The organism is Rhodococcus sp. GXMU-t2271 (genome assembly GCF_041414735.1).
Taxonomy (GTDB): domain Bacteria; phylum Actinomycetota; class Actinomycetes; order Mycobacteriales; family Mycobacteriaceae; genus Rhodococcus; species Rhodococcus indonesiensis.
Genome location: NZ_JAUIZP010000029.1, coordinates 38,811 through 60,727, shown reverse-complemented (window position 1 = coordinate 60,727; position 21,917 = coordinate 38,811). Strand labels below are relative to the sequence as shown.

The 21,917-nt window shown below is 70.1% G+C and carries 22 protein-coding genes and 1 pseudogene; 13 read left to right on the top strand and 10 right to left on the bottom strand.

The annotated features are described in order from the left end of the window. Window positions 1-19 precede the first annotated feature (19 nt). The gene (locus QYS60_RS11430) at window positions 20-904 is read right to left on the bottom strand and encodes a DUF2236 domain-containing protein (protein ID WP_371383211.1); all 885 of its coding nucleotides are present in this window, start codon (window positions 902-904) and stop codon (window positions 20-22) included. Window positions 905-1,013: 109 nt separating this feature from the next. Between QYS60_RS11430 and QYS60_RS11425 the strand changes: the two genes are divergently transcribed. The 3 genes from QYS60_RS11425 to QYS60_RS11415 all read left to right on the top strand — a co-directional run bounded on the left by QYS60_RS11425 (window position 1,014) and on the right by QYS60_RS11415 (window position 2,625). Next, window positions 1,014-1,634 carry a TetR/AcrR family transcriptional regulator gene (locus QYS60_RS11425; RefSeq protein WP_289380747.1) on the top strand — a complete coding sequence of 207 codons (621 nt, stop codon included), beginning with the start codon at window positions 1,014-1,016 and terminating at the stop codon, window positions 1,632-1,634. A gap of 161 nt (window positions 1,635-1,795) precedes the next feature. Continuing rightward, the gene (locus QYS60_RS11420; RefSeq protein ID WP_289380748.1) at window positions 1,796-1,939 is read left to right on the top strand and encodes a hypothetical protein; all 144 of its coding nucleotides are present in this window, start codon (window positions 1,796-1,798) and stop codon (window positions 1,937-1,939) included. A gap of 323 nt (window positions 1,940-2,262) precedes the next feature. Beyond that, on the top strand, window positions 2,263-2,625 hold the full coding sequence (locus tag QYS60_RS11415; protein ID WP_003935425.1) for a hypothetical protein: 363 nt from the start codon (window positions 2,263-2,265) through the stop codon (window positions 2,623-2,625). A 115-nt stretch (window positions 2,626-2,740) separates the two neighbouring features. On the opposite strand, the pseudogene thrS reads toward QYS60_RS11415, so the two are convergent. The 5 genes and pseudogenes from thrS to QYS60_RS11390 form a co-directional block, all read right to left on the bottom strand. After that, a pseudogene (gene thrS, locus QYS60_RS11410) lies at window positions 2,741-3,976 on the bottom strand (threonine--tRNA ligase); the annotation flags it as partial. A gap of 402 nt (window positions 3,977-4,378) precedes the next feature. Then, window positions 4,379-5,488 (bottom strand): 3-dehydroquinate synthase, encoded by a 1,110-nt coding sequence (gene aroB, locus QYS60_RS11405; RefSeq protein WP_003935427.1) that lies wholly within the window; start codon window positions 5,486-5,488, stop codon window positions 4,379-4,381. Then, the gene (locus QYS60_RS11400) at window positions 5,485-6,069 is read right to left on the bottom strand and encodes a shikimate kinase (protein ID WP_003935428.1); all 585 of its coding nucleotides are present in this window, start codon (window positions 6,067-6,069) and stop codon (window positions 5,485-5,487) included. Before QYS60_RS11400 ends, aroB begins: the two co-directional genes overlap by 4 nt. A gap of 4 nt (window positions 6,070-6,073) precedes the next feature. Next, window positions 6,074-7,261 carry a chorismate synthase gene (gene aroC / locus QYS60_RS11395; RefSeq protein ID WP_003935429.1) on the bottom strand — a complete coding sequence of 396 codons (1,188 nt, stop codon included), beginning with the start codon at window positions 7,259-7,261 and terminating at the stop codon, window positions 6,074-6,076. Between the two features lie 47 nt (window positions 7,262-7,308). Further along, window positions 7,309-7,914, bottom strand: a complete 606-nt coding sequence (locus QYS60_RS11390; protein WP_371383208.1) for a prepilin peptidase — start codon at window positions 7,912-7,914, stop codon at window positions 7,309-7,311. Window positions 7,915-8,077: 163 nt separating this feature from the next. Between QYS60_RS11390 and QYS60_RS11385 the strand changes: the two genes are divergently transcribed. Beyond that, window positions 8,078-8,452: a DUF1622 domain-containing protein gene (locus QYS60_RS11385; protein ID WP_054372770.1), complete on the top strand. Its 375-nt coding sequence runs from the start codon at window positions 8,078-8,080 to the stop codon at window positions 8,450-8,452. Here QYS60_RS11385 and QYS60_RS11380 read toward each other — a convergent pair. The 3 genes from QYS60_RS11380 to QYS60_RS11370 are packed head-to-tail and all read right to left on the bottom strand — an operon-like array spanning window position 8,445 to window position 11,126. Further along, on the bottom strand, window positions 8,445-9,668 hold the full coding sequence (locus QYS60_RS11380; protein ID WP_289381896.1) for an RNA polymerase sigma factor: 1,224 nt from the start codon (window positions 9,666-9,668) through the stop codon (window positions 8,445-8,447). The genes QYS60_RS11385 and QYS60_RS11380 overlap by 8 nt on opposite strands. Before the next feature lie 7 nt (window positions 9,669-9,675). Beyond that, on the bottom strand, window positions 9,676-10,029 hold the full coding sequence (locus tag QYS60_RS11375) for a YciI family protein (protein WP_003935433.1): 354 nt from the start codon (window positions 10,027-10,029) through the stop codon (window positions 9,676-9,678). A 17-nt stretch (window positions 10,030-10,046) separates the two neighbouring features. Then, complete coding sequence (locus QYS60_RS11370; protein WP_371383205.1) at window positions 10,047-11,126, bottom strand: AraC family transcriptional regulator ligand-binding domain-containing protein; 1,080 nt, start codon at window positions 11,124-11,126, stop codon at window positions 10,047-10,049. Window positions 11,127-11,394: 268 nt separating this feature from the next. On the opposite strand from QYS60_RS11370, the gene QYS60_RS11365 reads away from it, so the two are divergent. The 9 genes from QYS60_RS11365 to QYS60_RS11325 all read left to right on the top strand — a co-directional run bounded on the left by QYS60_RS11365 (window position 11,395) and on the right by QYS60_RS11325 (window position 20,034). Next, window positions 11,395-12,369: a quinone oxidoreductase gene (locus QYS60_RS11365; protein WP_371383203.1), complete on the top strand. Its 975-nt coding sequence runs from the start codon at window positions 11,395-11,397 to the stop codon at window positions 12,367-12,369. A 47-nt stretch (window positions 12,370-12,416) separates the two neighbouring features. Then, entirely contained in the window at window positions 12,417-13,307 is an 891-nt protein-coding gene (locus tag QYS60_RS11360; protein WP_040271317.1) for a TauD/TfdA family dioxygenase, read from the top strand. A gap of 53 nt (window positions 13,308-13,360) precedes the next feature. Then, a complete protein-coding gene (locus QYS60_RS11355; protein ID WP_102030723.1) occupies window positions 13,361-14,413 on the top strand; it encodes a 3-keto-5-aminohexanoate cleavage protein in 1,053 nt (350 codons plus the stop codon). 153 nt (window positions 14,414-14,566) lie between these two features. Beyond that, complete coding sequence (locus QYS60_RS11350; protein WP_010595153.1) at window positions 14,567-15,925, top strand: MFS transporter; 1,359 nt, start codon at window positions 14,567-14,569, stop codon at window positions 15,923-15,925. A gap of 42 nt (window positions 15,926-15,967) precedes the next feature. Beyond that, on the top strand, window positions 15,968-16,555 hold the full coding sequence (locus tag QYS60_RS11345) for an alpha/beta hydrolase (protein WP_010595154.1): 588 nt from the start codon (window positions 15,968-15,970) through the stop codon (window positions 16,553-16,555). A gap of 71 nt (window positions 16,556-16,626) precedes the next feature. Then, a complete protein-coding gene (locus tag QYS60_RS11340; RefSeq protein WP_003935440.1) occupies window positions 16,627-17,385 on the top strand; it encodes a CoA transferase subunit A in 759 nt (252 codons plus the stop codon). A 1-nt stretch (window position 17,386) separates the two neighbouring features. Further along, window positions 17,387-18,040 (top strand): CoA transferase subunit B, encoded by a 654-nt coding sequence (locus QYS60_RS11335; RefSeq protein WP_003935441.1) that lies wholly within the window; start codon window positions 17,387-17,389, stop codon window positions 18,038-18,040. A 36-nt stretch (window positions 18,041-18,076) separates the two neighbouring features. Further along, window positions 18,077-19,663 carry a long-chain fatty acid--CoA ligase gene (locus QYS60_RS11330; protein ID WP_371383200.1) on the top strand — a complete coding sequence of 529 codons (1,587 nt, stop codon included), beginning with the start codon at window positions 18,077-18,079 and terminating at the stop codon, window positions 19,661-19,663. Then, a complete protein-coding gene (locus QYS60_RS11325; protein WP_040271302.1) occupies window positions 19,660-20,034 on the top strand; it encodes a carboxymuconolactone decarboxylase family protein in 375 nt (124 codons plus the stop codon). Before QYS60_RS11330 ends, QYS60_RS11325 begins: the two co-directional genes overlap by 4 nt. A 60-nt stretch (window positions 20,035-20,094) precedes the next feature. Here the strand turns inward: QYS60_RS11325 and QYS60_RS11320 are convergent, their stop codons facing one another. Further along, window positions 20,095-21,873, bottom strand: a complete 1,779-nt coding sequence (locus QYS60_RS11320) for a glycoside hydrolase family 15 protein (RefSeq protein ID WP_040781679.1) — start codon at window positions 21,871-21,873, stop codon at window positions 20,095-20,097. Window positions 21,874-21,917 lie beyond the last annotated feature (44 nt).

Genomic DNA, 21,917 nt, shown 5'->3' with positions numbered 1-21,917 from the left:
CCCGCCCCGATCCGGGCGGTCAGCGCCGTCGCGCCGGGTCCGGGCGCCGATATCCCACCGCGTCCCGGTCACGGGCTCCGTACCGCGCCGTCCCGAAGGTCTCCACGAAACTGCGGTCGCGCCGTACCGGGCGCAGCGTGGTGGCAGCGAAGTAGGTGCGCACCGCGGATCGCGCGAGGTAGGCGCGAGCGGGCCGCGGTTCGGGCAGGTTCTGCACGCCGCGCAGGTGGTCGTCGCAGAACGTCGACAGCACCTCCGGCGCGAGCGCTCGCAACGGGCCGGGAAACCAGCGGTCCGCGAAGTCGTCGACGAGTCGACGGGTCACGGCGAGCCCGTCGTCGGTGCGCGCATACTGCGCGGCCTCGAAGGCGGCCGTCCAGCGGGTGAGCTCGTCGCGGGACTCGGGGATGTCCGTGATCCGCTGGGCGGCTGCCACGCCGCTCCAGAAGCGCCACTGTCCTTCGAGTTCCGTGTCGGAGAACGGCCGGGACCCGACGAGCGCGGCGATGCGCTGCGGTTCGAGCGCGAGCGTCGCGAGGGTGTAGAGCGAGTCCTCCTTGCGGATCGGGAAGTGCCCGTGGATCTCGTTGAGCCGCTCGATCCATGCGAGGCCCTCGGCGGTGTCGTAGCCGAGTTCGAGGAATTTGCCGAAGAACACCATGGTGTCGTCGTTGCGCTTCGCCGTGTCGACGACGATGTCGCCGCGGCCGCGGCGGTGCAGGATCTTTGCGACGGTGGGCACGGCCACCTGCCGGATGAACGACACCGTGAACAGCGCGTTCACGAGCATCGCGTTCCCGTGCAGGACCTCGAGCGAGAGCCGCGCGACGGCGCGATCGTCGCGGACCGGATCGAGCCGCTCGATCTCCCGTCGGATCTGCCGTCCGATCGTCACATTCTTCATTCGTTCTCCGTTGCTCTCCCGGACCCGTAGTGGACAACATATGTTGTCCACTACGGGGTGGTCAACGGCCTTTCCCGTTCCGGTCGCCCGGTCCGGCAGGATGGGATCCATGCGCACACCCCCGAGCCGCAGCTGGCACGGCGTCAGCGCCGACGACCGGCGCGCGCAGCGCCGCACCCGGATCCTTGCGGCGGGCACCGAACTGCTCGGCACCGGCGGAGGCCGCGCGGTCACCGTCCGCGCCCTGTGCCGCGCCGCCGGGGTCAGCGAGCGCTACTTCTACGAGAGTTTTCCCTCGCGCGACGACCTGGTCGCCGCGGTCTTCGCGACGACGGCGGAGGGTCTCGTGCGTCATATGCAGGATGTCGTGGCGTCCGCTCCGGCGGAGGTCGCCGCGCGGGCCCGCGCCTTCGTCTCCGGAGCGATCGACTTCTTCGCCGCCGACCCCCGTCGCGGCCGGGTGCTGGTCCGCGAGGCCATGACCGAGCCGGTCCTGTCGCAGCAGGGTCTGCATGCAGCGCCCGCCCTACTCGGCGCCCTGCTCGTGGACGTCAGCGCGCCGGAGCCGGACGCCGAGACCCGGCTGATCACCGGCGCCGTTTTGGGCCTGGGCATCGGGGCGCTGATCGTCGCGTGGATCGACGGGCAGATCGACGTCGAGCGAGACGCGCTCGTCGAGCACTGCGCCCTGCTCGTCCGGCGTGCCGTCACTCCGTCGGAGGACGGGTAGGTCGGACGGAACCGGACTCGCCGGGCGGAACGGACCGATTCGGCCGGAAGCAGTGTCACGGGACGTGCCGGTGGTGTAAATGTGAACTGTCGGGATCGAGAACCGGGGACCTGCTGGGGCACGCCGGTCACCCCGATCGCACGCACCGAGGGGGGATTGCGATGGCCGAATTCGATCGATGGCCGACCGACCTGCTCGCCGAATTCGTGGCCGACCTCGAACTGGGCCGCACCCTGACACTTCCGGTCGCCGTCGAGACCGCCGCGCGCGAGGAACTGGCCCACCGGAGCGTCGACGCCGGATGAGTGCGGCCCTCGGCACCGCCCGCGCCGACGGCCGAGCGCGCACCGGGCGCAGCGGCCGCCACTCCCCCAGCGGTGCGATCGGAGAAAACCAATCACTTTGGCGCCCAGTGCATTTAAGGTGGGAAAGCATGGGAGAGCGCGCTCCGATACGTCCCGACCGGAAGACGGCCCCGAACGGCTCGGAGGAGGCCGGAGCCTTCGCCTCGCGGACCTGCGGCGAGCCACAGTTGGGGCGACTGCTCGGGGCGATACTGCCGCTGACGCGCCCAGGCGGGCTCTGGTCCACGACGCGGGGGCTCGCGAAAGGAACGTGCAGTGCCGCGGTGGCGGTGGGTGGACGGGTCCTCGGTCTCCGTCACCCGGGGGCCAGGGAGGCGGCCGACCCCGTCCTGCCGGCGAACTGGTGGCCCGACGATCTCGATCTCGAGGCGGCGGCCAGGAAGTGCCCGGGGGTGGATCTGTATGCGGTGACCGTCGACTTCGTCGAGCGCCACCACGGGTTCGCCCTGTCGATGCTGGGCGGGATCCCGTCGTGGACCGCCGCCTGGTATTCCCGTGTCGGCGTGGCCTATCTGCAGGCCCACCGGATCGGCCGCCCGGACCGGGACGAACGCGCTCGCCGCGGAGCACCTCCCTCGGCGCGGGCGACTCGCCCCGGTCTGCAGGTCGTGCACGGCGCCGACTAGCCCCGACCGGGGCCCGCCGAACCAGCGACCGACGTGGGGTGACCGCTCCGGGTGCTGCGCGTTGCCGTCCCGGCACGATCGATCGCAGTCCGACTCGACGCCGACGAGTGCACATTCACGGCAGTGCGGACGGGCGCAGGACCCGGCCCCGGACATCGGCCGACACCCGGCGCACGAACTGCTCGTGCCCGACGCGCGCCCGCTGCCCGGACCGCGGCACCAGGACGCTGACGGTGGCGTCCGCGAGTTCGTCGTCGCCGACGATCGCGACGTAGGGATCACGGTGCACGCGCGCGGCGCGGATCCGGCCGCCCAGCGATCCACCGGACAGCACCTCGGCGCGAATCCCCTCGTCCACCAGCCTGTCCCGCAACGCACCCGCCCCGTCGCGGTGCGGGTCGCCGACCGGCAGGACCGCCACTTGGCGGGGCGAGAGCCACGGCGGCATGCGCCCTTCGAAGCGTTCGACAAGCATCGCGGTCAGCCGCTCCATCGATCCGAGCACACCCCGGTGAATCATCACGGGCCGGTGTCTGCGTCCGTCCTCGCCGGTGTACTCGAGGCCGAAGCGCTCCGGTTGAGTGAAGTCGAACTGGACGGTGGACACAGTCTCCTCGCGCCCGTGCGCCCCGGCGACCTGGACGTCGATCTTCGGACCGTAGAACGCGGCCTCCCCCTCGGCTTCGAAGAAATCCAGGCCGCGCCGTTCGAGCGCACCGCGCAGCTCACCTTGTGCGTGCACCCACTGCTCGCCGGTGCCGAGATACCGCCCGCCGGCGCCGCGGAGGGACAGGCGGTAGCGCCGGTCGTCGAGCCCGAGCACCCCGTAGCAGCGTTCGATCGCGCTCAACGCGAGTTCGATCTCCGCACCGGCCTGTTCGGGCGCGCAGAACACGTGCGCGTCGTCGAGACCGATCTGCCGGACCCGGCTCAGGCCGCCGAGCACACCCGACAGTTCGCTGCGGAACATCGATCCCAGCTCCGACAGGCGGATCGGCAGCTCGCGGTAGCTGCGGCCCCGCGAGGCGAAGATCTGGGCATGGTGGGGACAGTTCGCGGGCCGCAGCACGAAACTCTCGCCGCCGACCTGCATCTCGGGGAACATGTCGTCGGCGAACTTGGACCAGTGACCCGACCGGACGAACAACTCCTTCTTGGCGAGCACCGGGGTGTAGACGCGGCGACAGCCGCTCTCGGCCGCCACCTCGGCGGCGAAGGCCTCGAGCTCGGCACGGATCACCGCACCGTCCGGCAGCCACATCGGAAGTCCCGCCCCCACAGCGGGTGCGGTGGCGAACATCTCGAGTTCGCGACCGAGCACTCGATGATCTGCACCGTTCATTTCGTGTTCCTCGACTCTCGTCTCGGCGAGAGGAAGCGACGTGCCCGAACACGACGAAAGCCCCGGGACGTCGACTCCCGGGGCTCGCGTGGTGGGTCAGCAGTGAGTGACGCGGCGCCGGAAGGCATCCGGCGTCGTCGTGACCTGCTGAGCGTTCATCATGACCGGAATGGTACGGCCGGTTTCACCCGGAAATCAACGAAGTGGCGGAGGAGAATCCGAATACGGTGCGACGGAGGTATTTTCGTCGTCACTCTTGCGGACGGCCGCGCTGCGGGGCGTCGTGGTCCGTTGTTCGGAGAACTCTTCGATTCCGTCCAGCCCGAATTTCTTCGGGGCCGGTGAACCGGGGGCGCCCGAAAGCGAGAGGGCCGGCGCACCTTTGGGTGCGCCGGCCCGGGGCTCAGCAGCTCACAGGAGCACGGTGCCGGCGTCCGCCGTGCCTTCCCGCGCGACGGCCGAGTACGCCGCCGCGAGCAGCGACGGATCCGGTCCCTCGAGCCGGCCGGGCTTGGCGAGGCCGTCGAGGACGACGAACCGCAGCATGCCCGCGCGGTTCTTCTTGTCGGTCTGCATGCCCTCGAGCAGCTGGGGGAAGGCGTCGGCATCGTAGGTGGTGGGCAGCCCGACGAGCTCGAGGATGCTGCGGTGCCGGTCGGCGGTGGCGTCGTCGAGGCGCCCCGCGAGGCGTCCCAGCTCGGCGGCGAAGACGAGACCGACGGCGACGGCGGCGCCGTGCCGCCACCGGTAGCGTTCGCGCCGTTCGATGGCGTGACCGAGGGTGTGCCCGTAGTTGAGGATCTCGCGCAGGCTCGACTCCTTGAGGTCCGCGGCCACGACCTTCGCCTTGACCTCGACCGAGCGCCGGATCAGTTCGGGCAGCACGCTTCCCGTCGGGTCGAGCGCGGCCTCCGGGTCCGCCTCGATCAGTTCGAGGATCTTCGGATCGGCGATGAAGCCGGTCTTGATCACCTCGGCGAGACCGGCGACGATCTCGTTGCGCGGCACCGTCTCGAGCGTCGCGAGGTCGACGAGCACCGCGGACGGTTCGTGGAAGGCACCGACGAGATTCTTGCCGGCCTCGGTGTTGATGCCGGTCTTGCCGCCGACCGCGGCGTCGACCATGGCGAGCAGCGTGGTGGGGACGTGCACGATCCGCACGCCGCGCATCCACGTGGCGGCGACGAACCCGGCCAGGTCGGTGGCCGCTCCCCCGCCGAGGCTGACGATCGCGTCGGATCGGGTCAGCCCGATGCGGCCGAGCACCTCCCAGCAGAAGCCCGCCACGGCGAGGTCCTTGCCGTCCTCGGCGTCGGGGATCTCGACGCGGTGAGCGTCGATGCCCTTCTCTGCCAGCGCGGCGCGCACCGCCTCGGCGGTCTCCGCGAGTGGCGGCTGGTGCAGGATCGCCACGGTGCGGGTGCCGGTGAGTTCGTCGACGAGCTCACCGAGCAGGCCCCGGCCGATGATCACCGGGTAGGGCTGGGCCGTCTGGACGTCGACGCGTACCGGTTCGGTCACGGTTGATTGCTCCGATTCTCTGTACTGGTCGTGCTGGGTGCGGACGGGTGGGCGCCGGTGGCCGCCAGATCCGACTGGGCCTCCAGCTTGGCGAGGACCTGCTGCACCACGCGGCCCGGACTGCGTCCGTCGGTGCGCACGCGGATGGTGGCCGCCTGCCGGTAGAGCGGGCGGCGCCGGCGCATCAGCTCCCGGTACTTCGCCGCGGGGTCCGCCCCGGCGAGCAGCGGTCGTGTGGTGTTGGTCCCGGTGCGGCGCAGGCCCTCGGCGACGCTGATCTCGAGGTAGATCACCGTTCGGTCCTGGAGCAGGGCGCGGGTGCGCTCGGACAGGATCGCGCCGCCGCCGAGCGAGACGATGCCGTCGTGCCGGGCGAGCGCGTCGGCCACCACCTCCTCCTCGATCCGCCGGAACGCCGGTTCGCCGTCGGTGCCGAAGATGTCCGGGATCGTGCGGCCGGTGGTGCGCTCGATCTCGGCGTCGGTGTCGAGCAACGGCAGATCGAGCGCCTGGGCGAGCCGCCGGCCGATGGTCGACTTGCCGGCCCCGGGCGGCCCGATCAGGACTGCGCGTGGCGTCATGGCGTCACCGTGGCACCCGGGCCGCGACGGCCTCGAGGTAGTTGCGGACGTTGGCGCGGGTCTCGTCGATCGAGTCGCCCCCGAACTTCTCGAGCGCGGCCTGCGCCACGACGAGCGCCACCATCGCTTCGGCCACGACACCGGCCGCGGGCACGGCGCACACGTCGGAGCGCTGGTGGATCGCCACGGCCTCCTCGCCGGAGGCCATGTCGACGGTGGCGAGGGCGCGCGGCACCGTCGAGATCGGCTTCATCGCCGCCCGTACCCGCAGCGCCTCGCCGTTGGTCATGCCACCCTCGAGGCCGCCGGCCCGGTTGGTCGAGCGGAGCACGCCGTCCGGGCCGGGCCGGATCTCGTCGTGGGCGACGCTGCCGCGCCGGCGGGCGGTCTCGAAGCCGTCGCCGACCTCGACACCCTTGATCGCCTGAATGCCCATGAGGGCCGCGGCGAGCCGGGCGTCGAGCCGGTCCGCCCCGCTGATGAACGAGCCGAGACCCACGGGCAGGCCGTGCACCACGACCTCGACGACACCGCCCAGGGTGTCACCGTCGCGCTTGGCGGCCTCGATTTCGGCGATCATCGATTCCTCGGCCGCCTTGTCGAAGGCCCGCACGGGGCTGGCGTCGATGGCGGCGAGATCGGCCCCGGTCGGCTCCGCCCCCACGTAGGGGTCGGACGCTCCGATGGAGATCACATGCGAGACGACCTCCGCGCCGAACACCTGCCGCAGGAAGTTGCGGGCCACGGTGCCGGCGGCGACCCGGGCCGCGGTCTCCCGGGCGCTGGCGCGCTCGAGGACGGGACGAGCGTCGTCGAAGCCGTACTTGAGCATCCCCGAGTAGTCGGCGTGGCCGGGTCGCGGGCGGGTGAGCGGTGCGTTGCGGGCCTGTCCGACGAGCAGTTCGGCGTCCACCGGGTCGGCGGACATGATGGTCTCCCACTTGGGCCACTCGGTGTTGCCGATCTCGATGGCCACCGGGCCGCCGAGGGTGTGGCCGTGCCGGACGCCGCCGAGAATGGTGACCTTGTCGGCCTCGAACTTCATGCGCGCGCCGCGGCCGTAGCCGAGGCGCCGCCGCGCGAGCTGCTCCGAGATGTCGCTCGACGTCACCTCGACACCGGCGACCATCCCCTCGAGCATCGCGACGAGGGCGGGACCATGGGACTCTCCAGCAGTTATCCAGCGCAGCACAGGACCATCCTTCCACGTTCGTCGCCACCGGCGGGACGCCGCCCCGGTCAAGCCGCCGCGAGGACCCCGGCGACGGCTGCCGCGCACATCGACGGCCCGTGCGGCAACACCACACCGCGCGGGCGACGGTGTGCCCGTGCCCAACCCACGGCGGCGACGACGACGCCCACCGCGGCGGTGAGCAGCGGCGGCAGCAGGGCCGCCGTCGTCCACGCTCCCGCGCCGGCGGCGCCCGCGGCTGCCCCCAGCCCGGCCGCGAGCTTCACGTCGCCCGCGCCGAGACTGCGCGGGGCAGCCAGGTGGGCAAGCAGGTACGGTCCCGCCAGCAGGCACGCGCCGACGAACGCCGGGACTGCCTGCCCCGCTGCCGCGGCGACCGTGAGGACGACGCCGGTGCCCGGTACGGTCAGCACGTTCGGCAACCGCCGCGCCGACAGGTCGGCTGCGCTCAGGCACAGGCACCACCAGGTCAGCGCCGCGACAGCAACCGCGCCCGGCGTCGTCGAGGTGCCGAGCACGGCCACGGCACCGCCGCCCGCGCCGGCCACCTCGCACATCCCTCGCGGTGGGAGACGCCGGACGAGGCGCGCGACGAGCCGCCGCATGCCGGCTCCGGCCACGGCGCCGAGAACGGCGAACACCACGACGGTCATGGCGTCAGCGTGCCGTCCGGGTGGCACCCGAACGGCGATCTCGCCGCCCACGGCCGGAATCTGTGGACGAACGGGCCGGGTGTGGACAACCCGGTTGCCGGGACGGATCGAGCCGGACCTGCGACCATGACCGAATCGTCCCGTCCGCATCCCGGAGGTTCGCATGGAGCTGGCCCGCGTTCTCGAGACCGTCGGCGGCGCCGTCGACGTGGTCGGGGTGGCGGTGATCGTCGTCGGGGCGGCGGTGGCGAGCTGGATCGCCCTACGGTCCTGGCGCCGCTCGCCGGGTGCGCCGATCTACGAACGCTACCGGCGCGATCTGGGACGGTCCATCCTGCTCGGCCTCGAATTCCTGGTGGCCGCGGACATCATCAAAACGGTCGCCGTGACCCCCACCTTCACGTCGGTGGGGGTCCTGGCGATCATCGTCCTGATCCGGACCTTCCTCAGCTGGTCGCTGCAGCTCGAGATCTCCGGCCGGTGGCCGTGGCAGAACGGCAGGAGCGGACCGCAGACCGAGAAGGCACCGGTCAGCTGAGTTCGGCGCGGCGACGGTGCAGGAAGCCGCGCTCGGCGGCGTTGGTGGCCCGGACGAGCGCGGCGTCGTATGCCGCGACGGCCTCCGGGAGACGACCGAGCCGGCGGAGCAGGTCGGCCCGCACCGCGTGCCACAGGTGGTACCGGTCCAGGTCGAGGGAATCGACCAGGTCCAGACCCGCGGCGGGGCCGTCCACCTCGGCCACCGCGACGGCCCGGTGCAGGGCGGCGACGGGGGTGGGTGCGACGACGAGCAACTGATCGTAGAGCGCGACCACCTGCCGCCAGTCGGTCGTCTCGACCGTGGCGGCATCGCTGTGGACGGCGGCGATCGCGGCCTGGATCTGGTACGGGCCGGGCCGGCGCAGTTGCAAGCAGCGGCGGACGAGGGACTGTCCCTCGGTGATCAGGTCTCGGTCCCAGAGCGTGCGGTCCTGCGCGGCGAGCGGGATCAGGTCGCCGTCGGCGTTCGTGCGGGCCGGTCGTCGCGCGTCGGTGAGCAGCAGCAGCGCGAGCAGGCCCAGCACCTCGGGCTCGTCGGGCAGCAGTTCGGCCAGCAGGCGGGCGAGCCGGACCGCCTCCACGCACAGGTCGTCGCGGACCAGGCGGTCCCCACCGGCCGCGGTGTGCCCCTCGGTGAAGACGAGATAGACGACGGCGAGGACGGAGGCGAGGCGGGCGGGCAGTTCCGCGGGGCCCGGAACGCGGTACGGGATCCGGGCGTCGCGGATCTTGCCCTTGGCGCGCACCAGCCGCTGCGCCATGGTCTTCTCCGGAACGAGGAAAGCGTGGGCGATCTCGGCGGTGCTCAGGCCGCCGAGCAACCGGAGCGTGAGAGCGACGCGGGCGGCGGGCGCCAGCGCGGGATGGCAACACGTGAAGATCAGGCGCAGCCGGTCGTCGGGCACGGCATTCTCCTCGTCGACGGCGCTGGTCCCGACCTCCTGCAGGCGGGCGGCCTCGGCGTGTTTGCCTGCGCGGGCGTTCTCCCGGCGGATGCGGTCGATCGCGCGGCGCCGGGCGGTGGTGACGATCCAGCCGGCCGGGCTCGGCGGCAGTCCGTCGGCGGGCCACCGGGCGACGGCGACGGCGAACGCGTCCTGCACGGACTCCTCGGCAAGGTCGATGTCCCCGAATGCGCGGACGAGCACGGCGACCGCGCGGCCGTGCTCGCTGCGGAACACGCGCGCGATCTCCGCGGCCGTCACCGCGGCCACGGCCGACTCACCCGCAGTGCCCGCCCTGCAGCGGCCGCACCTCGATCGGCAGTGTGATCGCGCGGGCGAGTTTGCGGCCCCATTCGAGGGCGGCGTCGAGGTCGGGCGCCTCGACGACGGTGAACCCACCGATGTGTTCCTTGCCCTCGAGGTACGGGCCGTCGGTGGTGAGGATTCCGTCGCCGTCGAGCCGGAGCACGGTGGCCGTGCTCGGCGGGTGCAGGCCACCGGCGAACACCCAGGCGCCGGCGGCGCGCATCTCGGCGTCGACGGCCTCGACGTCGCGCATGATCGGTTCGAGGATCTCCGCCGGTGGCGGGTCGCCGTCCGGCTGGTAGATGCTCAGCAGGTACTGGGTCATGGCACTCCTCCTCACGATCACCGGACCGGCGCCGGTGATCCACCCTCTACACGATCGGCGGGCCGCCGAATCGACATCGCACTCGCCGGCTCGGGGCGTCCCCCCTCCTCCGCGCGCCATCGGCTCGGACTGCACCCGAACCGGTTCCGGAACCAGCGGGAGAAATTGCTGGGCGCGGAGAACGACAGCAGGTCGGAAACCTCGGTGAGCGAGTGTCGTCCGCTGCCGACCATGCGCGTCGCCAGGTCCGCGCGGGTGGCGTCGAGGACGGACGAGAACGTCTCCCCCTCGTCCGCGAGCCGGCGGTGCACGGTGCGGCGGTCGATGCCGAGACTGCGGGCCACCTGGTCGACCGAGCACCGGCCGGTGGGAAGGAGCAACTCGATCAGCTCCCGCACCCGGTCCACCGTGGTCGTCTCGCGTGGACTTCCGACCGAGTCGAGGAACTGCTGCGCGTACGACCGCAGCAGCGGATCCGACATGGCATTGGACGCGTCCAGATCCGCTGTGTAGAGGACGATTCCGTCGAAGTCCCGGCCGAAGTCGACGGCGGTGCCGAACACGCGGTGGTGAGTGTCGAGGCGCCGGGGTGCGGGACGCACGAACGAGACGGACAGCGGACGCCATTGCGGACCGAGGAAGCCCTGCAGCAGACGATGCATCACTGCTACCGCGAGATCGACGGATTGGTGGAACTCCCCCGGCCGGCCGACATCCAGGGTGATGCGGATGGTGGCGACACCGTCCTGTTCGGTCAGGCGGGTGTGCAGGGCCTCGTTGTACATGTGCTCGTAGCGCACGAGGATCCGCAGCGCGCTGCGGACGTCCGGCTCCTCCCGGACCACCAGGCTCAACGGGCCCAGATTCGAAAATCGCCGTCGTTCGGCCAGCTCGAGACCGAAGTCGTCGCGATCGGCTGCCGCGGCGGAACGTTCGAGCAGGTCCGCGATCGCCTCGGCCGGCACCCACCGGTCCTGCAGGCTCAAGCCGGCCAGGTCGAGACCGGACGCGCGGAGCAGCGTCGCCGGATCGATCTTCGACGAGTGTGCCACCTCGACATAGCTGTTCAGTGCGGCGTAGCGCGCCAGTGGTTTCACTGCCCTCCCTGTCCCGAAATGAATGACAATCCGTCCCCGTGGGATAAGCGTACCGCCTCGAGATCCCCTACTGTTAGTTGCATCACAAGGTACGGCGAAGTGTGACGGAGCGGATCGAGAGTCCGGACCCCCGAGGGGCTCCGCTTCCACCGCCTCGGCCGCACCCCACGGCCGAGAACCGGGATCGCCGCCACCGGCTCACCGAATTCATACACATCCGCCCTCCGCCGGCCAATCGTGGCCTGCGAGTGCGCGTTCAGGAGGAAACATGGCAAAGGCTGTTCGCTTCTACGAGACCGGCGGTCCGGAAGTACTGCAGTGGGAGGCCGTCGAGGTCGGCGAACCGGGCCCCGGCGAGGTCCGCATCCGGCACGAGGCGGTGGGCCTGAACTTCGCCGACACCTACTTCCGCACCGGCCTGTACCCGGCACCGCTGCCCGCCGGGATGGGCGTCGAGGCCGCCGGGGTGGTCGAGGCGGTGGGTCCAGGCGTGACGTCGGTCCGGGAAGACGACCGGGTGACCTACACCGGCAGCCCGCTCGGGGCCTACAGCACCGAACGGGTGATGCCCGCCGACCACCTGATCGCACTGCCCGACGCCATCGGCTTCGACACGGCCGCGGCGATGACGATGCGCGGCCTGACCACCGCCTACCTGCTGCGGCGCATCTGGCCGCTGGCGGCCGGGGACACGGTGCTGCTGCACGCCGCCGCCGGCGGCGTGGGCCTGATCTTCTGTCAGTGGGCGAAGCTGCTGGGTATCCGGGTGATCGGCACGGTGTCGAGCGAGCGCAAGGCGCAGGTCGCCCGAGCACACGGCTGCGACGAGGTCGTCATCTACACCGAGGAGGATGTGGCGCAGCGGGTGCGGGAACTGACCGACGGCAAGGGCGTTCCCGTGGTGTTCGACAGCATCGGCGCCACCACTTTCGAGACCTCACTGAACTCGCTGGCCCGCCGCGGCCTGCTGGTGTGCTTCGGCACCGCCTCGGGGCCGATTCCGCCGATCGACGCCATGCAGCTGGCGATCAAGGGGTCGGTGTACGTCACCCGTCCGGCGCTGGCGGACTACATCGCCGACCCTGCCGAGCGGGCCGCCCTCGCCGCGGAGCTGTTCTCGCACGTCGCGACCGGAGAAATCGCGATCGAGATCAACCAGCGCTACGCACTCGAGGACGCGGTGCAGGCGCATCGCGATCTCGAGGCCGGCCGCAGCATCGGCTCGTCGGTCTTCGCCCTCTGACCCCGTCCGGGCCGTACCCGGAGTCCGCCCACTTCCGAAGGACATCCATGACCACCGCCACCCGACCGCCGAGTCCGGTCTCCACGGCCTTCCGGGTCGAACCACTGACCTGCACGATCGGTGCCGAACTGTTCGACGTGGACCTCGGCGAGGTCTCGCGCGACGACACGCTGTTCGCCGAGCTGCGGGCCCTGCTGCTCGAGCACAAGGTGCTGTTCTTCCGCGACCAGGACATCACCCGTGCCGAGCACGTCGCCCTGGCCGAGCGGTTCGGCCCGCTCGAGGATCACCCGGTGGTCGGCAGCGACCCCGACCATCCTGGGCTGGTGCGGATCTACAAGGACCTCGACAGCCCGCCCGAGCACTACGAGAACGCCTACCACTGCGACGCCACCTGGCGCGACAACCCCCCGATGGGATGCGTGCTGCGCTGTGTGCAGACCCCGCCGGTGGGCGGGGACACCATCTGGGTGAACATGGCCGAGGCCTACCGGCGCCTGCCCGGCTCGGTCAAGGAGCAGATCGCCGGCCTGCGGGCCCGGCACAGCATCGAGGCGAGCTTCGGCGCCCAGCTGCCGCTCGAACAGCGCCATGCGCTGCACGCCCGCTACCCGGATGCGGAACATCCGGTGGTGCGTACCCACCCCGAGACCGGCGAGAAGATCCTGTTCGTCAACTCCTTCACCACCCACCTGGTCAACTACCACACCGCCGAGAACGTCCGCTTCGGCATCGACTACGCCCCGGGTGCCGGCAACCTGCTGCAGTTCCTGACGAGCCAGGCGTCGATTCCCGAGTACCAGGTGCGCTGGCGCTGGACGGAGAACAGCATCGCCATCTGGGACAACCGCTCCACGCAGCACTACGCGGTGCAGGACTACTGGCCCGCCGTTCGCAAGATGGAACGCGCCGGGATCGTCGGCGACCGGCCCTTCTGAGCTCTTCCCTTCCTTCCCTTACACCGTCCACATTCCGAAACGGAGACCCGACAATGCACTTCCACGACGACGCCCTGTTCCCCGAGAACCAGGAGAAGCTGGTCATCACTGCCGCGCCCTACGGCCCGGAATGGGAGCTCGACGACTTCCGCGAGGATCTTCCCCTGACCATGGACGAGCACATCCAGCAGGCGGTGGACTGCTACGAGGCGGGCGCCACCGTGCTGCACATCCACGTCCGTGAACTCGACGGCAAGGGCAGCAAGAGGTTGTCGAAGTTCAACGAGCTGCTCGCCGGCCTGCGCGAGGCGGTGCCGGACATGATCCTGCAGGTCGGCGGATCCATCTCCTTTGCTCCCGAAGGTGAAGGCGCCGAGGCGAAGTGGCTCTCGGACGACACCCGGCACATGCTCGCCGAGCTCGACCCGGCGCCGGACCAGGTGACCATCGCCATCAACACCAGCCAGATGAACATCATGGAGCTGATGACGGCCGACGACATCGCCGGTACCTCGATGGAGCGCCCGGAACTCGCGGCGACGTACCGGGAGATGACCGTGCCCGCCGGTCCGGAGTGGGTTGCGGAGCATCTGAAGCGACTGCAGGCCAAGGGTATTCAGCCGCACTTCCAGCTCTCGTCCATCCCGCAGCTCGAGACGGTCGAGCGCCTGATCCGGCGCGGGGTCTACACCGGACCGTTGAACCTGACGTGGGTCGGTATCGGCGGCGGCTTCGACGGCCCCAATCCGTACAACATCATGAATTTCGTCCAGCGGGTTCCGGACGGCGCCTGCCTGACCCTCGAGACGCTCATGCGGTCCGTGCTCCCGGTCAACGCGATGGCCATCGCGATGGGCCTGCACACCCGCTGCGGCAACGAGGACACCATCTGGGGCCGCAAGGGCGAGAAGATGACGTCGGTGCAGCAGATCCGGCAGCTGGTCCGCATCGCCGGGGAACTGGGCCGCGAGGTCGCCACCGGCAAGGAGGCCCGCGAGATCTACCGGATCGGCGAGACCTACCGCGACGCCGACGAAACCCTCGCCAAGCTCGGCTATGCCCCCAACCGCCGGCCCGGACAGGTCGGCTTCACCCACCACGGCTGACCCACCGACCCCCGGGGCACGCGACCCGCACCGCGTGCCCCGGGACCCGGCCGGTGACCGAGTCCGTCGAGCCCTCCCTGTCCTCGCCCCTCTCGCGGTGGGCGCTCCCCGATGCGCATCCCCGCCCGCCGCCCCAGCCTTGCAGGAGCACCCATGGGATCGTCCACCTCCTCCCTGGAGAACCACACCGCCACCAGCACCCCCGCCGGTCCGAGGACCCGATCGCGGAAGTACCCGTGGCTCGTGTTCGCTCTCACCTTCGGACTGTTGTTGTCGGACTACATGTCCCGGCAGGTTCTCAGTGCCGTCTTCCCGTTCCTCAAAGCCGAATGGGCCCTGACCGATTCCCAGCTCGCATCGTTGACGAGCATCGTGGCGCTCATGGTCGGACTGCTCACCCTCCCGCTGTCGCTGCTGGCCGATCGGTGGGGCCGGGTCAAGAGCCTGGTGCTCATGGCGGTGCTGTGGTCGGTGGCCACTCTCATGTGTGCGGTGGCCACCAACTTCGAGCAGATGCTCGGCGCGCGATTCCTCGTCGGCGTCGGCGAGGCCGCCTACGGCAGTGTCGGAATCGCGGTGGTACTGAGCGTGTTCGCTCCCCGGGTCCACGCCTCCCTCAGTGGGGCGTTCATGGCCGGCGGCTCGTTCGGCTCGGTCCTCGGTGTCGCCCTCGGCGGCGTCATCGCCGTTCATCTGAGCTGGCGGTGGTCGTTCGCGGCGATGGCGGTCTTCGGGCTCATCCTGGTGGCACTGTTCCGCGCCCTGGTCACCGAGCGCAGGCTCGCCGCGCACGCCGCCGACGACCGGCCCGCTGCCGTCGACGAGCGACCCGCCGGTGCCGCGACCACACCGCCGGACGGATTCCGCGCGCCGGTGTCGAGCCTGTTCACCAACCCCGCCGTGCTGTGCGCCTACGCCGGCGGCGGCCTCCAGATGTTCACCGCCGCGGTCCTGCTGTCGTGGACGCCGAGCTTCTTCAACCGCTACTACGGCCTCGCCCCGGACAAGGCCGGCGTCGCCGCCTCGATCGTCGTCCTGCTCGTCGGCAGCGGCATGGTGGTGTGCGGGATCGTCACCGACCGCGTCGGACGGCACGACATCACCCGCAAGTGGACCACCGCGATCGCCTTCTGCGCCATCTCCCTGGCGTGCCTGGCCCTCGCGTTCCGTCTCGACACGGGCACCGCGCAACTGGTGCTGCTCGGCATCGGTGCGTTCTTCTCCGCCGGATCCTCCGGACCCACCGCGGCCATGGTCGCCAACCTCACGCACTCGTCCGTCCGCGCGTCCGCCATGGGGACGCTGACCGTGGCCAACAATCTGCTCGGCCTCGCCCTCGGGCCCTTCGTCGTGGGCATCCTCGCCGACCGACTCGGCCTGCGGGAAGCGCTGCAGCTGTCCCCGCTGGTCTACGTCCTCGCCATCGGCGCACTGGTAGCAGGCAAACGCCTCTACCCGCTGGGCCTGCGCAAGTTCACCACCCTCGGCACCGGCCCCGGCACGGCTGCCTGAACGACTGTCGTCCCGTTCCCACCCCATCTCCCGGAGTCACCCGTGAACCCCTCCCACTCCCCGACCGTGGTCATCGTCCCCGGCCTGCGCGACCACGTCGCCGATCACTGGCAGACCCTGCTCGCCGAACGTCTTTCCGACGTCCGGACCGTTCCTCCGCTCGAGCGCGACAAGCTCAGCCGCGCTGCCCGCGTCGCCGCACTCGACGACGTCCTGCGTGAGATCGACGGACCCGTGGTGCTCGTCGCCCACAGCGCCGGCGTGATGATCACCGTGCACTGGGCGCAGAACCCGACGCGTCCGATCCAGGGCGCGCTGCTGGCCACGCCGGCAGACCTGGAACTACCCCTGCCCGAGGGCTACCCGACCACCGACGACCTCGACCGGGGCGGATGGAACCCCATCCCCCGCCGCAGGCTGCCGTTTCCGAGCATCGTCGCCGCCAGCCGCACCGATCCGCTCGGTGGCTACCGGCGCATCGCCGGCATGGCCGAAACGTGGGGCAGCCGCCTGGTGGACCTCGGCGACGTCGGGCACCTCAATCCCGCCGCCGGATACGGCTACTGGCCCGACGCCGAGAACCTGCTCCGGCAACTGCTCGACAGCACCGCCCTCCCGGTACACAGCTGAACCCCACCGGCACCGCGACTCCGTCCCCGTCCACACTCCGAGCGCCTCGCTCACGTCCGGAAAACCACGAAATGACCAAGATCTATGAAACGGCCGCCGAGGCGGTCGCCGACGTTCCCTCCGGAGCCTCCCTCGCCGTCGGCGGGTTCGGCCTGTCCGGCATCCCGGACCAGCTGATCGCCGCGATCGCCGCCGGGGACGCGACCGACCTCGAGGTGTTCTCCAACAACTGCGGCGTAGACGGCCGCGGACTGGGAATCCTCCTCGAACGACGACGGATCCGACGAGTGACGGCCTCCTACGTCGGCGAGAACAAGGAGTTCGCCCGGCAGTACCTCTCCGGTGAACTCGAAGTGGAACTGACGCCGCAAGGCACCCTGGCCGAGAAGCTGCGCGCCGGCGGCGCCGGCATCCCAGCCTTCTTCACCCCGGCCGGTGTCGGCACCCCCGTCTCCGACGGTGGCCTGCCGTGGCGCTACCACCCCGACGGCTCGGTGGCAGTCGCGTCCCCACCGAAGGAGATCCGCGAGTTCGGCCGCAAGCAGTACGTGCTCGAAGAGTCCATCACCGCCGACTATGCACTGGTACACGCCCTGCGCGGCGACACCGAGGGCAACCTGGTGTTCAACAAGGCCGCAATGAACTTCAACCCGCTCGCCGCGACGGCCGGACGCATCTGCATCGCCCAGGTCGAACAGCTCGTCGCACCGGGCGAGATCGACCCGGGCCAGGTACACCTGCCGGGCGTCTTCGTCGACCGCATCGTGCACACCGGCGCCCAGGACAAGCAGATCGAAAAGCGCACCGTCTCGACGGGAAAAGGAGCCTGACGTGACCGTAGTAGCAGAACCCAAGATCCTCGGATGGTCGCGGACCGAGATGGCCGCCCGTGCCGCGGCCGAACTCTCGCCCGGCCAATATGTCAACCTCGGTATCGGACTGCCGACACTGATCCCGAACCATCTGCCCGCCGGGGTGAAGGTCACCCTGCACAGTGAGAACGGAATCCTGGGCACCGGCCCCTACCCCACCGAGGAGCAGGTGGACGCGGATCTGATCAACGCGGGCAAGGAGACCGTCACGGTCGAGCCCGGCGCGTCGTTCTTCGATTCGGCGACGAGCTTTTCGATGATCCGCGGCGGTCACATCGACACCGCGGTGCTCGGCGGGATGCAGGTCTCGGCCACCGGTGACCTCGCGAACTGGATGGTGCCCGGCGCGATGGTCAAGGGCATGGGCGGGGCGATGGACCTCGTCCACGGCGCCGCCAAGGTCATCGTGCTCATGGAACACACCGACAAGCACGGCAATCCGAAGATCGTCGAGAAGTGCACGCTGCCCCTCACCGGCCGAGCCGTGGTGCAGCGCATCGTCACCGATCTCGCGGTCGTCGACGTCACCGACCACGGACTGGTCCTGGTCGAGACCGCGCCCGGCGTCACCGACGAGCAGGTCCGCGCCGCCACCGGCGCTCCCCTCGTCTGATCCCCTCGTCCCCCTTCCGACAGGACATCGATTCGTATGCTCAATCTCTCCGTGTTACTGGAGGACTCCGCGCGCCGCTACCCCGACCGGACCGCGCTGGTCCTCGGCAGCGAACGACTCACCTACGCGCAACTCGACGCGCAGGCCAACCGGATCGCCAACCTGCTCGTCGCCGAGGGCGTCGCGCCGGGCGACAAGGTCGCGCTCTCGTGCCCGAACGTCCCCCAGTTTCCCGCCGTCTACTACGGCATCCTCAAGGCCGGCGCGGTGGTCGTGCCCCTGAACGTTCAGCTCAAGCCTCGCGAGATCGCCTATCACCTCGACGATTCCGGTGCCGCCCTCTACCTCTGCTTCGAAGGGACCGCGGAACTTCCCGTCGGCGAATACGGCAGGGCCGGTTTCGACCGGGCCGACCGTTGCCGCACCATGCTGCTGATCACCCGCGATCCGCAGGCCCCGTCCCCGCTCGACGGTATCGCCACCCTGGCCCACGCCACCGCCGAACAGCCGGACACGTTCGCCACCGCCGTGCGCGAACCCGTCGACACCGCCGTGATCCTCTACACCAGCGGCACCACCGGCCGGCCCAAGGGCGCCGAACTGACCCACGCCAACATGGTGCTCAACGCCCTGACCGCGAACCGCCTGTTCGACAGCACCCCGCAGCGTCCGGACACCTATCTGCTCACCCTGCCGCTGTTCCACTCCTTCGGCCAGACCGTGACGATGAACGCCGCACTGTCGGTCGGTGCCACCTGCGTGCTCATGCCCCGCTTCGACGCCCCCGCGGCGCTGCACCTGATGGACGAGCACGACATCACCGTGTTCGCCGGGGTGCCGACAATGTACTGGGCGCTGCTCGGTGCGCTCGACGCCGCGAAGGCGGCCGGCGTCGACGTCGAAAAGATCGCGCGGACCATGCGTCGGGCGATCTCCGGCGGCGCGGCGCTGCCGGTGGAGATCCTCACGCAGTTCAAGGGCAAGTTCGATGTCCAGATCCTCGAAGGCTACGGCCTGTCCGAGACGTCACCGCTGGCAATGTTCAGCGACCCCGAACGCGCCCCGCGTCCCGGTTCGATCGGCGTACCGGTGTGGGGCATCGAGGCCGCCCTCGTCGACGAACACTGGAATCCCGTCCACGACGGCGTCGGAGAACTCGTCCTGCGCGGCCACAACATCATGACGGGCTACCTCGGACGACCCGAGGCCACCGCCGAGGTGATGCGCGACGGCTGGCTGCGCACCGGCGACCTCGCCCGGCGTGACGAGGACGGGTTCTACTACATCGTCGACCGCGCCAAGGACCTCATCGTCCGCGGCGGCTTCAACGTCTACCCCCGCGAGATCGAAGAGGTCCTCATGACCCACCCGGCCGTCTCCCTCGCCGCCGTCGTCGGCGTCCCCGACAATCGTCACGGCGAGGAGGTCAAAGCGTTCGTCATCCGCGAACCGGGCGCACCGATCACCGAACCCGAGCTGATCGCCTGGTGCAAGGAGCAGATGGCCGGCTACAAGTACCCGCGCCACATCGAGTTCGCCACCGTACTGCCCATGACCGCCACCGGAAAAATCCTCAAACGCGAACTGGTTCCAGCCGTCGCAGGTCAGGGCAGTGGCCGATGACAACCCACGACGCAGCTTCGTCCATCGTCGACCGCCTCAAGCGCGAAGGAAGTTGGAACCCGTTGTGGGACGGACTCGACGAACTCGATCCCGGATGGACCGAGCACTACCTGACTGCCACGCTGCAACCCTACGAAAGCGGTGTGCTCCCGCCGCAGGTCGTCCAGTTGCTGTGCATTGCGGTCGATGCCTCCTGCACCCACATGTACGGGCCCGGACTGCAGCGGCACATCCGGGCCGCACTCGATCTGGGCGTCACCGCACACGAAATTCTCGAAGTCCTAAAACTCGCCACGACCGTCGGCATCCACTCGCTCAACCTCGGCGTGCCGATCCTGCTCGAGGAACTGTCCGCGCGGGACTCGTCCTGACCTCCACCGGCCGTGCCGAGGCACGGCCGGCAGTCCTGACATCTCGTGCCGCGTACCCGGTCACCTCTCGTCGGCTGCGCCCTCTGCCGCGGCGATCGCGTAGGCCGCACCGATCAGGGTCAGGTGGCTGAACGCCTGCGGGAAGTTGCCGACCTGGCGACCACGTCCGACGTCGTACTCCTCCGCCAGCAGCCCGAGATCGTTGCTCAAGGCGGCGAGCCGCTCGAACAACGTCCGAGCCTGCTCGAGACGGCCGTTGCGGGCGAGCGCAGCGACCAGCCAGAACGAGCACGCCAGGAACTGGCCTTCGTCGCCGGGCAGACCGTCGTCCGTCCGGGAGGTCGAGTATCTCGAGACGAACCCGTCGCGCCCGAGTTCGCGGGTGACCGCGTCGATCGTGCCGGTCACCCGCTCGTCGGTGCCCGGCAGGAAGCCGACGAGCGGAATCGTCAGCACGCTGGCGTCGAGTTCCTCCGATCCGTAGTACTGGGTGAAGGTGTTGCGCTGCGGATCGTAGCCGCGCTCGCACACCTCGTCGTGGATCTCGTCCCGTAGCCGCCTCCACCGTTCGACCGGACCCTCCAGGTCGTATCGTTCGACCAGGCGGACCGCCCGGTCGAACACCACCCATGCCATCACCTTCGACTGGGTGAAGTGCCGCCGCGGCCCGCGGGTCTCCCAGATTCCGTCGTCGGGTTCACCCCAGATCGACTCGACGTATTCGATCAGAGTGCGCCAGCGCGGCCACAGGTGCGGTTCGACCCGCCCCACGGCCTCGGTGCTGAGGAAGGCGACGCCGATCAGTTCGCCGTAGACGTCGAGCTGGAACTGTTCCGAGGCGGCGTTGCCGACCCGTACCGGGGCGGATCCCTCGTATCCCGGCATGTCGGGCAGCTCGAACTCCGTCAAGCGCCGCTCACCGCCGATGCTGTACATGATCTGGATCTTCGCGGGGTCTCCCGTGCCGACCCGCTGGAGGAAACTGCGGAACGAGAACGCCTCCTCGGTGTATCCGCCGGCGAGAAGGGATTCCAGGGCCAGCACAGAGTCACGAATCCAGCAGAACCGGTAGTCCCAGTTGCGCACTCCCCCGATGTCCTCGGGCAGGGACGTCGTCGGCGCTGCGATCAGCGCGCCGGTCACCTCGTAGGTCATGGCCTTGAGCACGATGAGGGAGGTGAGTACCTCGTCCCGGTACGGTCCGGCGTACTCGAGCCGGCTGCTCCACTCGTGCCACCACGCCTGCGTGCGGGCCAGCGCCGAGTCCGCGTCCTCGACCGACGGCGGGGGACCGAAGGAGTAGTGCCAGCACAGCGTGAAGCGCTCGCGTCGCCCCTCGGCGACGGTGAAGTCCGCCGTCGCATCACCATCCGATATCCCCAGCGGCACCGGAGTACTCAGCCGGAACGAGTCGGGTCCCGCGGTGGCGAGTACACCGTCGGCAGCGGGCTCGACCCAGGGCGTGATCGTGCCGTAGTCCGGTCGGAGCGACAGACGCATCCGCATCGACACCCTGCCGCGCAACCCCTCGACGATGCGCATGAGCCGCGGAGGTCCGTCGCCGCGGCGCGGCATGAAGTCGATCACGCGGACCGCACCGTCCGCGGTCTCGAAGTCGGTCTCCAGGATGAGCGTTCCGGGGCGGTACCGCCGCGTGACCCCCGTGATCTCGGCTGCCGGGCGCAGACTCCAGTGCCCGTGCCGATCGTCACCGACCAGCGCGGCGAAGCACGACGGCGAATCGAACCGAGGCAGGCACAACCAGTCGATGTTGCCGGCGCGGCCGACGAGCGCGGCACTCTGCAGATCTCCGATCAGACCGTAGTCTTCGATACGCATCGCATACTCCCGCTGGTCGGTCGTGTACCGCCGGTGATGCACAC

Bases quoted from the DNA above. Each gene is read 5' to 3' on its own strand.
- QYS60_RS11330 (WP_371383200.1), top strand. From the start codon at position 18,077: ATGCTCAATCTCTCCGTGTTACTGGAGGACTCCGCGCGCCGCTACCCC.
- QYS60_RS11340 (WP_003935440.1), top strand. From the start codon at position 16,627: ATGACCAAGATCTATGAAACGGCCGCCGAGGCGGTCGCCGACGTTCCC.
- QYS60_RS11385 (WP_054372770.1), top strand. From the start codon at position 8,078: ATGGAGCTGGCCCGCGTTCTCGAGACCGTCGGCGGCGCCGTCGACGTG.
- QYS60_RS11425 (WP_289380747.1), top strand. From the start codon at position 1,014: ATGCGCACACCCCCGAGCCGCAGCTGGCACGGCGTCAGCGCCGACGAC.
- QYS60_RS11390 (WP_371383208.1), bottom strand. From the start codon at position 7,914: ATGACCGTCGTGGTGTTCGCCGTTCTCGGCGCCGTGGCCGGAGCCGGC.
- QYS60_RS11430 (WP_371383211.1), bottom strand. From the start codon at position 904: ATGAAGAATGTGACGATCGGACGGCAGATCCGACGGGAGATCGAGCGG.
- QYS60_RS11350 (WP_010595153.1), top strand. From the start codon at position 14,567: ATGGGATCGTCCACCTCCTCCCTGGAGAACCACACCGCCACCAGCACC.
- QYS60_RS11325 (WP_040271302.1), top strand. From the start codon at position 19,660: ATGACAACCCACGACGCAGCTTCGTCCATCGTCGACCGCCTCAAGCGC.
- QYS60_RS11375 (WP_003935433.1), bottom strand. From the start codon at position 10,029: ATGACCCAGTACCTGCTGAGCATCTACCAGCCGGACGGCGACCCGCCA.
- QYS60_RS11360 (WP_040271317.1), top strand. From the start codon at position 12,417: ATGACCACCGCCACCCGACCGCCGAGTCCGGTCTCCACGGCCTTCCGG.
- QYS60_RS11420 (WP_289380748.1), top strand. From the start codon at position 1,796: ATGGCCGAATTCGATCGATGGCCGACCGACCTGCTCGCCGAATTCGTG.
- QYS60_RS11400 (WP_003935428.1), bottom strand. From the start codon at position 6,069: ATGACGCCACGCGCAGTCCTGATCGGGCCGCCCGGGGCCGGCAAGTCG.
- QYS60_RS11365 (WP_371383203.1), top strand. From the start codon at position 11,395: ATGGCAAAGGCTGTTCGCTTCTACGAGACCGGCGGTCCGGAAGTACTG.
- QYS60_RS11320 (WP_040781679.1), bottom strand. From the start codon at position 21,873: ATGCGTATCGAAGACTACGGTCTGATCGGAGATCTGCAGAGTGCCGCG.
- QYS60_RS11355 (WP_102030723.1), top strand. From the start codon at position 13,361: ATGCACTTCCACGACGACGCCCTGTTCCCCGAGAACCAGGAGAAGCTG.